This window comes from Listeria farberi, from assembly GCF_014229245.1.
Lineage (GTDB): Bacteria > Bacillota > Bacilli > Lactobacillales > Listeriaceae > Listeria > Listeria farberi.
In genome coordinates, this window is record NZ_JAARZJ010000005.1 from 129340 (window position 1) to 142068 (window position 12729).

Genomic DNA, 12729 nt, shown 5'->3' on the forward strand with positions numbered 1-12729 from the left:
AATAGAAAGCTTATGTCTAAAAAGGCATTTATATAAAAAAAGACACAGCGGGAGTGGGACATGAATGAAGAAAGTAAAATGGAGTATTTTACTCTTTTTAGTCTTGGCGATTTTTCTTTCGGCAGGAATTACTTATTTGGCCTTAAATCAAGGAGCGAGTAAGGATGATAAAAATAATACGAAAAAAGCGCATAAAATGACTATCGCGCTTGTTAATGAGGACCAAGGTGACACATTCCAAGGAAAACGAGCAGAGTTTGGAAATCAATTTGTTAAAAGTATTGAAAAAGATGAAGAACATGAATGGTACGTTGTAAGTCGTGGTGTTGCAGAAAGCGGCTTGAAACGAGATGTATACAATATGATGATTGTTATTCCTAGTGATTTTTCTAAAAAAGCATTATCTATGACATCTGAGGCACCAGAAAAAGTAACCATTAGTTACAAAGTAAATGACGTTGGAAATAGCGACCTAAAAGCAGAAGCTGAAAAAACAGCTGCGTCTGTATTGGAAGATTTCAACACGCGTATTATTGATGTTTATTTTGCGAGCATTTTAACCACTCTACAAGAAGCGCAAGACAATATAGGCGCATTAGTAAAAGAAGAGAAAAAATACGACGCAATTTACAATAAAGATATAAACAATCCATTATCGAGCTATACAGACCAGTTTAAAACAGTACAAGACTACACAGGAAATTCTAAAGAGAGTTTCAAGGGATTTCAAGATATCATGAAAGACTTTGAAAAAAGCTTAAATATTTCTAAAAAAGAAAATGCAGAATACATGAAAAATATGGATGGTTTTACAAAAACGCAAGAAATGAATGCACCATTTGGCGCAAAATTCACTGAGAATTTGCAGTCATTTGACGGTGCTCTTTCGGCGGACGATATCAGGACACAAACGGTAGCATTAGAAAAAGCCAATGATCAAATGAGGTGGGAATTTCAGGTTCTAGAAGGAAATAATTCCCTGTTATCTCAAACTCAAGGGCTGCAGAATTATATCACGGACACAAATGCACGAATTGAAGCGCTTGATGCGGAAATTATTGGGACGCTTAATAACGACTTTCGAACCGCAGTCTACAATGATTTGTTACGAATTTTACAGGAAAATGAATACTCGGATAAATTAAATGAAATTGGCTTAAAAGATTTAACGGGAGAAGATATTAACGCCGGTTTTAACAAAATGCTTGTGAAAGAAATCAAAGCTTTGCCAACTTATAATTCGCAACAGCTCGCTTCGATTGGGCTAGATGAAGACATATATAAAAATATTATTATACTTTCAAAAGAATATTACAACAGTCATCGAAGTGCATTTGGGGAGGATTTTAGCTTTACAAATGACGAAAAGACACTACCAACTGATACGCTAAAAAGCGATACAATTAATAAATTAAAAACAGAAGGTATACCAATTGAGAGTAGTAAGTATCTCGTACCGGAAAATGAATATAATTCGGAAATTTTTCTTACATTAGACAAGAATTTCCGTTTTGAAAATATAATTTGTACAGTTAATGTGGATGGTCAAACAGAATTAGTTCAACAAGAACCATTTGATGAAAATGGATTGAAGCTTACTTTGCCAGCTTCAGCGACTCCAGTAGAAATAAAAATCACGGGGACTGCAAAATTAAACGAAGGAGCTACCATTTCATTAATTGGCGCTGTGAATTGGAATGCTTATTTGCAACAGTATGAAAAACAAGAGATAGAATCCACGGATTTACCTATTATTCCAACTAATCCAGACAACCCGAATCCGGAAGGACCAGTGGGGGATCCGGTGTTAGTTAGGAAAGAAATGTTGCCAATTAACGTTATAGAGTCAACTTATTTAAGCGAAACTAAATCTTCTGTAAAAGTAATTACAAAAACAGTGAAAGATTACTATAAATTACAGACTTTATTTGATTTGTACTACGGGATTGACGCGGGTGATTCGAGTCAAATGCCTGATTTCAGCAATTATGAAATGACATTGGAGGGCGCGGCAAAAAATTCTTCGTACTATTACATGTTTAATAAAGAAGATGTAATAGGAAGTTTTGTAAATCTTACAACAGATAGATTTGTAGCGGATTACACGAAAAAAATTAAAGCTTTTGAACAACGAATTACTGATTATAAATCCATGATGGCAGAAGCAAATTCAAGATCAGAAGATGTGACAAATCGGTTGAATGAAACAACTCAGGAAGCGATTAATCTAAATAATAATTTGGTGTTAACACTTCAAAACCTTGAATCATGGCGTAATACCAGCAAAGATTTAATGGAAGAAAACGATGTTGTGATAGACAAATCGGGCGAAGAAGCAATGGTAGCTCTTCAGCTAAGTTCCGAATTTGCAGGATTGCTAGCAGAAAGTGAATCACTTGCTGGAACATCAGAAGGGAATTTGAAATCAGCTGAAGTGGTTTATGACACTTTTGAAGCGATTGATAAAGAAGCAAAAAACATCCAAAAAAGCGGAAAAACATTAGTGGAAGAAGCCGCTACTTTGTCAGATGACCTCGGTGAAAAATTGAAAGATGACGAAACATTCCAGAAAAATTTTGCAAAAGTGATGAACAATAGTCGAGTTGGGGATAGACAAAATGAAAATCTTTATAGTTTCTTGAGTAATCCTGTAGATAAGATGAACGCTGGAACGATTGTGGCCGGGGATAAATCAATGCCATACTTTATGATTTTAATTTGTACGATTCTCGCGATTTTCACAAGCTATGTAATTTCACATCAAGAGAAAAAACGTGAACAATTAAATGACTTTGAGAAAGAAATGTCGATTGTCTTTAAAAATATTCCAATAACCTTCTTAATGGTTTGTGTAGCGATAATTGAAGGTCTAGTGATTGGAGCTGTTTCAGGGTTTATTTTTGAAGTAGGACAAATCGGGATGTTCTTGTGGATTGGGATTTGTGTGCTAGTTATGATAGGGCTTGTAACTGCTTTTTCATACTTACTCCGACAATTTAATATGATTGGTATGTCGATTATTCTACTCATTTTAAGTTTATATCTATTTTTGACAGATGCAGTTGGGCTGAATATTGATAATGAGTCGATTTTTGCGACATTTAGGAAGTTCTCGCCGTTGCAATATATGGAGCAACTATTAAATGGCATTTTAAGTATGCAACAAGACTATATTGTAATTGTGTACAGCTTAATCGGCGCGACAGTATTATTTGCTGCACTTAATCTATTTGTATGGCATCGTTCTAAAAATAACGAAAAAGAGGAGGAATATCTGGATGAAAATTAAAGTGGGAACATTATTAATACTCATTTGTTTTATTTTTTCTCCAAATATACTCGCTGCTGAATCGGATAGCTATCTTGAAAATAACGGAAAAATGGATATTAAAACTGATCGGCTTCAAAAAACCGATGAAGAAAAAAAGAAAGAGTTAGAAGAAATGGAAGAAACAGAGCTTGATAAAAATGGTCTTCCTCTTTTTACAGATGAGTGGGATAAAAAAGTGGCTAAACAAAAAGAAGCTGAAAAAGCGGAGTACGAACGTATTAAGGATTCTCTTTTTGAAGAAGAGCCAACCTCTGGAGAAACCGTGAAGCTAACAAAAGAAAAGCTGTTTTCTGGAAACTATGAAGCTACAGCAACGAACGAAACAACTATGACAACAACTAATACGGAAGATGAAACTAAAAAGACAAAGCAAAAAACAGTTGGAGGTGCAATCGCTGGAACACTTCTGGCCTTAGCAGGTGGAATTTATGTGGCTGCCCGTAATGTATTTGAATAGAGAGTGGGGAAAACAAAATGGTTAAAAATACACATATGAATGTAACAGTTGATTTCACTAATTGGGGTGCAGATAAGTATGATTTGCGCATCCCTGTGCATCAGCCGATTAAAGCATTAATTATCAATTTAGCAGATACACTCAAAATAGAGTACAAAGATCTATCCAAATGCACGATAAAAACAACGAACAAAGCAATTTTACTAAGTGATGACGATAAATTAACTGATTTTCAAATTGCTGATGGCGATATTTTAGAAATTTTATAGAAAAAAAGGAGAATGAAAACGATGAATAAGACAACAGAAATGGACGGAACAGCTTACGATTTTACTTATGAAGATTTAGCGTGGAGCGTTAATTTTCCTAAATCAAAAACACGTGCAAAAGAGTTGGCACAACTGGAATTATTAGAGAAACAAGCCGCTCATTTCGTTCCAGCAAAAATTACGAGTGATAGTGATTCCTACACAATTTCTTATGAGATTGCTGAACATACTTATGGTTTTGAACAAGTTCGCAAAATGGAACGTGAAGACAAGTTACGAGCGTTGCGGAATATTGCGGATTTAAGTGGATTACTGAATACACGTTATACTTTTTTCTTGCATCCCGATAATTTGATTTTTGATATAAATTTAGTCCCGAGCATCGTTCACCGCGGGATTAAGAATATTTTACCACCATATGAATTGACCGAAGAAATGTTCTTTAAGCAATATCAGTGTTTTGCGATTGCGATGTTTTCCAAGAAGTTTTCTTTTGAAAATTTATATAATGGCTCGCTTTCGGGTGCTAGAGGGACTCAGTTTGAAAAAAGTATTTTAGATGCAAAAACGATTCAAGATATTGCTGCTATTTTAGAAGAGGCATATATAAAGGAACATAAGGTTGTGAAAAAAAATATGGCAATCGTTCCAAAGAAAAAATACGGGACTTTTCGCGGACTTGCTGTTGGATTTATTATTGTAGCGATTTTACTGGCTATTCCAGTGAGCTATTTTGCGTTCATCAAAGTGCCACTTCAAAACGATTTACTTACAGCGAATGAGAATTTTCTTAAAACAGACTACGATAAAGTGATTACAGGGCTTGAGAATGTGGATCCTGAAAAAATGCCGCAATCAGTGCAATACGAACTTGCTTATTCCTACGTTAACGGCGAAAAAATGAGTGATAAAAAGAAAGAAAACATTATGAATACTATTAGTTTAAAATCAGATCCGAAAAATTTGCTTTACTGGATTTATAATGGTCGCGGTGAATTTGGTAAGTCACTAGATATTGCGAAACTTTTAGATGACCCAACGCTTGCAATGTACAGCTTAACGAAACAAATGGAACAAGTACAAAGTGATGCAAAACTAAGCGGTGATGAAAAAGTAGAGAAACTAAAAACATTAGAAGAAAATTTAAAAGAATATGATGAAAAAGTTAATACACAAACAAAGGAAACAGATGAAACAACAAATACAGAGGCAAAATAAGGGAGAATGAACCATGAATAGAGAGGCTTTATTAATTGTTACTAACGGGCAGCAATGTCATAAACACCATTTGTCTCCTCAAAAAGTCGTGACAATTGGTAATACAATCGAACACGAAATTACTTATCCAGAACTAGTTGAATCAATGGAAGTTAAATATGACGAAAACTCGTGGAATGTCGGTACAACAGCACTTCAAGTGAATCAAGTGGTAAAAGTGGATAATCTAGCATTTTATCTTTGCCAAGACCTAGATACGCAAGTGTATGATGTCGTCATGAACACTTCTGTAGCCTTTGGCGCGGGAACGGAGAATGATGTTACGATTGATGGCACAAAATCAGACTTTTTACTTTTGCGTGATGCGAAGGAAAAACTATTTAAATTACAAGTTTTAAATGGCGAAATTTATCATAATTTTTCTTTAGTGACAGAAGACTGCGTTCTAGAACCGGGCGATCAGCTCTATACGGACGGTGTGACGATTACAATCGGAAAAGAAGATATTAGTGTGCTTGCTGTAGAAAATCGCGTGACGAGCAAATTAGCGCCTTTATTTGCTGCGGACAATTCATTCGGTGAAGACTATCCAGATTATCACCGTTCCCCGCGGATTATTTACCGGGCACCAGAAGAGAAAATCAGCATGGCGAAACCCTCTAGCAAGCCATCCAAACCAACAGATGGCTTAATTAAAATTATTTTACCCCCGCTTATCATGGTTGCGATTACTGTGATGATTTCTATTTTCCAACCTCGTGGGCTGTATATTATTATGACCATCGCGATGTCAGCAGTAACGATAACGATGGCGATTATTAATTACATAAAATCACGCAAAAAATACAAAATTGATTCGAAACAAAGAATTGAGAGCTATGATTTATATTTAAAACGAAAAACAAGAGAATTACACGAAACAAGCGAGAAACAGCGTCACGCTTTAACTTATCACTATCCAGATGTAACTGAACTGGAAAAAATGGCGTTACGCGTGGATTCACGCATTTATGAAAAAACAATGTTTCACCATGATTTCTTGACTTTCCGGGTTGGACGCGGCACAGAAGCAAGCAGTTTTTCCGTCGAATTCCAACAAGAAGAATTTAGCCAGGACAAAGATGAACTTATTGATGAAGCTGTGAAAATCAAAGGACAATATTTATCAATTAATGAAGTGCCAGTTGCGACAGATTTAATGCACGGACCGGTGGGGTATATCGGGCCGCGTCATTTAGTATTAGAGCAACTTCAAATGTTGGTAATGCAAACGTCCCTTTTTCATAGTTATTATGATTTGCAATTTGTTAACATTTTCCCAGAAGAAGAGAAGGCGGATTGGGACTGGATGCGCTGGTTACCGCATGCGAATATGCGTGATGTGAATGTGCGTGGTTTTGTTTACCATGAACGTTCGCGCGACCAAGTATTGAATTCTCTTTATCAAATTTTAAAAGAACGTAAACAAGCGCTTACTGAACAAGCGAGTAAGCAGGAAAAATTATACTTCACGCCACATTTTGTAGTTTTAATTACCGATGAAAAATTAGTACTAGACCACACGGTTATGGAATTCTTCAATGAAGATCCAAGCGAACTAGGTGTTTCTTTAGTATTTGTACAGGATGTAATGGAGAGCTTGCCAGAACACGTGAAGACGGTCGTAGATATTCGTGATGCGAAGAGCGGGAACATTATTTTGGAACAAGGCGATCTAGTAAACCGAGCATTCGTGCCAGACCATTTGCCAGCAGATTTTGACAAAGAAATAATCAGCCGTGCTCTTGCGCCACTGAACCATCTTCAAAACTTGAAAAACTCGATCCCAGAATCCGTTACTTTCCTTGAAATGTATGGTGTGGAGCGTGTCGAGGAGTTAAACATTGCTGGACGCTGGGCGAAAAATGAAACCTATAAGAGCCTTGCTGTGCCACTTGGCTTACGCGGGAAAGACGACATTGTTCAACTGAATTTACATGAAAAAGCGCACGGGCCGCATGGTTTGGTAGCTGGAACGACTGGTTCTGGTAAATCAGAAATCATTCAGTCTTATATCATTTCACTTGGCGTCAATTTCCACCCATATGAAGTCGCGTTCTTGCTGATTGACTATAAGGGCGGCGGTATGGCGAACTTATTTAAAAATATGCCACATTTACTAGGAACAATTACAAACTTGGACGGCGCGCAATCGATGCGTGCTCTAGCTTCCATCAAAGCCGAATTGCAAAAAAGGCAACGGTTATTTGGCGAGCATGATGTTAACCACATCAACCAATACCAAAAACTATATAAACAAGGAAAAGCGACCGAACCAATGCCGCATTTATTCCTTATTTCAGATGAGTTCGCCGAGTTGAAATCAGAACAACCAGAATTCATGAAAGAACTCGTTTCGACAGCACGTATCGGGCGTTCACTCGGAATCCATTTAATCCTAGCAACCCAAAAACCAAGCGGCGTCGTGGATGACCAAATCTGGTCCAACTCCAAATTCAAACTAGCCCTAAAAGTACAAAACGCCAGCGATTCAAACGAAATTTTGAAAACACCAGACGCAGCAGAAATCACACTACCAGGCCGTTCGTATTTGCAGGTTGGTAATAATGAGATTTACGAATTGTTCCAGAGTGCTTGGAGTGGTGCGGATTATGTGCCGGATAAGGAAAGCACGGATTATATTGATACGACCATTTATGCGATTAATGACTTGGGTCAGTATGATATTTTGACAGAGGATTTGAGCGGATTAGATAAGAAGGATGATTTGACTAAGTTGCCGAGTGAACTTGATGCGGTGATTGATCATATTCATGCGTATACGGAGGCTTCTGGGATTGAGGCATTGCCAAGACCTTGGTTGCCGCCACTGGAGGAACGTATTTCGTTAGAAAGCATCAGTACTGTTGATTTTGAAGCAAACTGGCAAAAAGATGAAAAGGATTTAGAACTAACATTAGGAGTACTGGACCAACCGCAGTTACAAGCACAAAACGTTTTGCATTGGAATTTAGAAAAAAATGGACATATGGCAGTGTTTTCTAGTCCTGGTTTCGGAAAATCAACGTTCATGCAAACAGCTATATTTGATTTAGCAAGAAAAAACACACCAGAATTTTTCCATGCATACCTATTAGATTTTGGCACAAATGGTTTACTTTCACTTAAAGGTTTACCACATGTTGCAGATACATTTTCCATTGATGAATCAGAGAAAACGTTAAAATTAGTAAGGCTTCTTAGTCGAGAAATTAAAGAGAGAAAACAATTACTAAGTAAATTTAGCGTAGCCAGTTTGAAAATGTATGAAGAAATAAGTGGCGATAAAAGGCCAATTATTCTACTAGCAATTGATAACTATGATGCAATTAGAGAAGTGGATGAATTTGTAGCAAACCTTGAACCAACTATAGTTCAGATAGCAAGGGAAGGAGCTAGCTTAGGCATTCATTTAATGATTACAGCTAATAACCAAAATGCAATGCGTCTACAGCTACTGTCTAACATTAAAACGCAAATAGCTTTACACTTGAATGAGAAAAATGAGGTAAGCAGTAAAGTGACTACACCATTGAAGAATTACCAGGTCGAGGTTTAATTAAGATTGAAGAACCAACATTGTTCCAAATGGCGCTCCCAAATAATGGAGCCGAAGCAATCGAAATAATCAAGAACAATCAAGATGAAGCAGAGAAAATGACTGAAATTTGGACAGGCAAAAAACCACAATGTATACCAATGGTTCCAGAAACATTAAGTTTTACTCACTTTACCGATCATATGCAAACAAAGAAAATGCTTGAAATGAAATCAATACTACCAATTGGTTTAGAGTATGAGTATGCTAGCCCTGTAGGAATATCATTAGAACAGCACAATCTAGCTATCATCATGCCAACTATAGAATTAGTTCAGCAAATTATCACAAACAGTAGTCATCTACTTGTCAAAAAAGAATTAAGAGAGCTAGTTATCTTTGATACACCTTCTATGGAGTTAATGAAATTAAAAGAGCTCCCCCTAACTTACATTACAAATAGTGAACGAATAGAGGGTAAAATTGACCTTCTATACGGAGCGTTTAAAACGGCAGAACAAGCATATTTAGAAGAACTACAATTAAACAATACAATAACAAAAGAAGAATACTTCAAAAATATGCCACTTGTAGTCGTTGTTATTTATTCAACTGTTCAGCTATACAACCAGTTATCATCAAACACGCAAAAACAATTACTAGAGATGTTAAAATCAGATGGTAAAATGGGAGTACAATTCATTATAGGAAATGACTTGGGAAGCATGGCGAAAGAGTACAGCCCAATTGGAGATACTATTCGCAATTCCAAACAAGTTTTACTAGGTGCTCGATTTGCAGACCAAGCAATTTATAGCCCAACAATCAGAATTGTACAAGAAAAACCACTAGCTCCTCAAGAACTGTATCTACTAATAGAAGGAAATGCAGAAAAGCTTAAGATTCCAAAGGGATAAAATACAGAAGCAGATAGGAGAACAAATGAAGAAAAAAATCATCGGTTTGTTAGCAAGTTTATTATTATTAGGAGGTTGTTTCAATATGAATGAGAAAACAGAGCAAGGAAAAGCACAAGAAGGCACTACTCCTGTACAGGAGTATGTAGGTCAAGGGTTTTCATTTGTGGACGGGGAGAAGTCAGCAGAGCGAGTGAAAAAGGATGAAGAAAAAATCAAGCAAGAAGCGATAAACTACATGAAAAACACATACAAAACAGATGTAAAAGTAAATAATGTAGTCCCCGCGCGTAATGCGGCAGTTGTCATGGTAGAGAGTGAGGAGCCTATTAAATTTCACACCTCCATTATAGTAGGAAAAGTGATTAATAAAGAAGGTGAATGGTTAGCGAGAAGTAATGAAGGGGAGGTAGAAAAAGCGATTGTCGGGGGTTTATATGCAAAGGCATATGAAGCAGAGTTTCGCCATTTAGATACTTTTGCTAATAAAATAGCTAAAGAAAATGATTTATTAGGACTAAGGGATGAAGCGATTGATAAGACAGCTGCAGAAGGCTATATAAGCAACCATTATTTTATTGTAGCAATGGATGTTTACTATCCAAGTGTTTATAATGCTTATCTAAAAAATCAAGAAATTTCAGAAGGTGAATTAAGGAATCTATTTGAGAAAGATGATCCGATGTATGAACATATATCCATCCCAATGGAATTTTATTCTAAAGAAAATAAGCTACCTAAACAAGAGGAAGCGGATGATTTAGCAGAAAAGCTCAAACAGGAAGAAGGGTTACCAAAAGGAAGTTATGATATAAGAGTATATAAAAATGCCATTGTAAACCGAGTGGGCTTGCCCGATGGGGATAACGCAAAAGTAGAAGAAATCGCAAAGTAGTGGGAGTGAAGGTACATGACAACAAAGTTAAAAACATCAGATACAGATTTAATTGAATTAAGTGGGAAATGGGTCTATCAACATCCAAAAGAAGGTACAGAATTAAAAGTTAATGGAAAGATTTATATTGTTAAAGAAGCTGAATACAACAAATCTTCCGGGCTAGACTATATGGTTGTCGAAAATGCAACCACAGGCGAAATCAGCATGGTCTTCGAAGGCACGAAAGGCACCCAAGATTTCCTAACAGACGGCACACTCCCTGGCTCCATCCCTAACACGCAATTAAGAGAAGCTGACGCAGCATACAAAAAAGAAAGCCAAAAATATAACATTAAAAATGTCGCAGGAAACTCTCTAGGTGGTGGTTTATCTAATTATGTAGCTTCTAAAAATGATGGCATAAGGAGCGTCACATACAATCCAGCTATCCTACCCAAAGGAACGTACGACAAAAATAATCCGAGAATTACTAACTATTTAAGTGAATATGATCCACTAACCTTAGGGGAACGTGGGGCAGGATATGGAGATCGGCTACCAGGAGAATCACACATTCTTCAAAATAATGTCCCTTGGCTGCAAACCATTCTTTCTAATCATACGGGTTATGATGATGCAGGTCTCACTGTTAACGGTAAAAAAATCCCCATTGATGCGGATGCTTATCTTCCAGTCGGTATTTGGAGTGGAAAGGTTTTGACAAGTGGAGGAAAAGGGCAGAAAATCGATATGAACCCGGACAATATCCGTATTTTAGCCAATAGTTTACGGACACGAATGACGGAACAAGTAAATGCAGGGCAGTTTTATTTAGATACAGCTGTTGACTTAGTGAATAATGAGGGAAGTCATTTGGATGATAGAACGGTTTCTTTACAGAAATCATTTGAAAGATTGTTGGCGGAAGGAGAATTTGGAGGAATTATTACTTCATTTGCTAATTATGCTGAGTTTCGAGATGGAATGGAAGAAGCTAATCCAGTATGTTTTGCGGCATTAGATGTGATGCAGAGAGTGAGGACTTTACCAATATTAGGAGAGTTGCTAGATGTGGTTTCAGGTACTTTCTTAAGTGTTGGAGGTTTTTTGAGCGATATTCCGGTTCTTGTTGGAGATCTTGCTTTAAAGATAGAAGATACAATGGATCAAGTATCGAAAGTCAAAATGCAGGCTGTACCGGAACTGTTTAAAGGAATTGATAATCAGTACTTGAGCGATGCAATGGTGGCAGAACTAAAAGAGCATTATAAAATATTGGATGATAATAAAGATTTGGTCGTTAAGCAAGTATTAACTTTTAGCTCCCAAGTCACGTATGTATCGAATGAACTTGAAAAAGCAGATAAACTTTTAAGCGCAACGCAAAAAGTCCAAAGTGTTGGAGCACCGCCAGCGACACAAGCGTATGTCTTAAAAGAATCCAAAGCTTTGAAAGACGGGATGGGGAAGAAACAGCGCTTATTAGATAGAAACTATAAAGCATTCACTAATAAAACAACTAGCTTATTAATACCAGCATTAAGTGGGGTTTATAGTATTGTCAATCAATTAAAACAAGCCATTAGATCAGCTATACAGCACTTGAGAAATCTTCAAACAGGCTTTTCAATGGTGAAAATTCCCTTTACAGATGTAGACAATCGAGCAAAAGAGGAATTAGGAGAGTGTATAAAAAAATTGCAAGAAATACTATTAACAGTAAAAGGCGTAGGAAGTGCGGTAAAAGATTTGCAATCAAATTTGCCAAACGTGTTAGCTGCTTACCGTCCTTATATTGACACGGCATTATTTGATGGTACAAAATTCCGTGATGTTATTTTGTTAAATAAAGCAGCAGCAAATATCTTCCATAGTGCGGAAATGATTTTTGGAGATATTAAGCATCAATTAAGTGGGAACGATTCAGCTGCTATTTCTGCGTTAGATAAGTTAGCTGTAAAAACTAGTAAAAATATGAAAATCTTATTAGAGCAAATAAAGCGTGGAAGTATCAATGTTTAGTAATTGAGAAATTAAATCGGTAAAAATTTTATTGGGGAAATATTTTAATGCTAAATTCACA

The 12729-nt window shown here is 36.6% G+C and carries 6 protein-coding genes and 1 pseudogene; all 7 read left to right on the forward strand.

From position 1 onward, the window contains the following. The first annotated feature begins 64 nt into the window (after positions 1 to 64). The 7 genes and pseudogenes from esaA (at position 65) to HCB45_RS06205 (ending at position 12668) form a co-directional block, all read left to right on the forward strand. Complete coding sequence (esaA, locus tag HCB45_RS06175; protein WP_185619253.1) at positions 65 to 3289, forward strand: type VII secretion protein EsaA; 3225 nt, start codon at positions 65 to 67, stop codon at positions 3287 to 3289. Continuing rightward, on the forward strand, positions 3279 to 3788 hold the full coding sequence (essA, locus tag HCB45_RS06180; RefSeq protein WP_185619255.1) for a type VII secretion protein EssA: 510 nt from the start codon (positions 3279 to 3281) through the stop codon (positions 3786 to 3788). The genes esaA and essA overlap by 11 nt, the downstream gene beginning before the upstream one ends. Before the next feature lie 17 nt (positions 3789 to 3805). Further along, positions 3806 to 4057 (forward strand): EsaB/YukD family protein, encoded by a 252-nt coding sequence (locus HCB45_RS06185; protein ID WP_185319575.1) that lies wholly within the window; start codon positions 3806 to 3808, stop codon positions 4055 to 4057. Between the two features lie 21 nt (positions 4058 to 4078). After that, on the forward strand, positions 4079 to 5275 hold the full coding sequence (gene essB, locus HCB45_RS06190; protein WP_185319574.1) for a type VII secretion protein EssB: 1197 nt from the start codon (positions 4079 to 4081) through the stop codon (positions 5273 to 5275). Positions 5276 to 5288: 13 nt separating this feature from the next. Beyond that, a pseudogene (essC, locus tag HCB45_RS06195) lies at positions 5289 to 9769 on the forward strand (type VII secretion protein EssC). A 25-nt stretch (positions 9770 to 9794) separates the two neighbouring features. Next, entirely contained in the window at positions 9795 to 10664 is an 870-nt protein-coding gene (locus HCB45_RS06200; protein ID WP_185619256.1) for a DUF1672 family protein, read from the forward strand. 15 nt (positions 10665 to 10679) lie between these two features. Further along, a complete protein-coding gene (locus HCB45_RS06205) occupies positions 10680 to 12668 on the forward strand; it encodes an SA1320 family protein (protein ID WP_185619258.1) in 1989 nt (662 codons plus the stop codon). Positions 12669 to 12729 lie beyond the last annotated feature (61 nt).

Coding starts and splice junctions, on each gene's coding strand:
- HCB45_RS06200 (WP_185619256.1), top strand. CDS start 9,795: ATGAAGAAAAAAATCATCGGTTTGTTAGCAAGTTTATTATTATTAGGA.
- esaA (WP_185619253.1), top strand. CDS start 65: ATGAAGAAAGTAAAATGGAGTATTTTACTCTTTTTAGTCTTGGCGATT.
- HCB45_RS06205 (WP_185619258.1), top strand. CDS start 10,680: ATGACAACAAAGTTAAAAACATCAGATACAGATTTAATTGAATTAAGT.
- essA (WP_185619255.1), top strand. CDS start 3,279: ATGAAAATTAAAGTGGGAACATTATTAATACTCATTTGTTTTATTTTT.
- essB (WP_185319574.1), top strand. CDS start 4,079: ATGAATAAGACAACAGAAATGGACGGAACAGCTTACGATTTTACTTAT.
- HCB45_RS06185 (WP_185319575.1), top strand. CDS start 3,806: ATGGTTAAAAATACACATATGAATGTAACAGTTGATTTCACTAATTGG.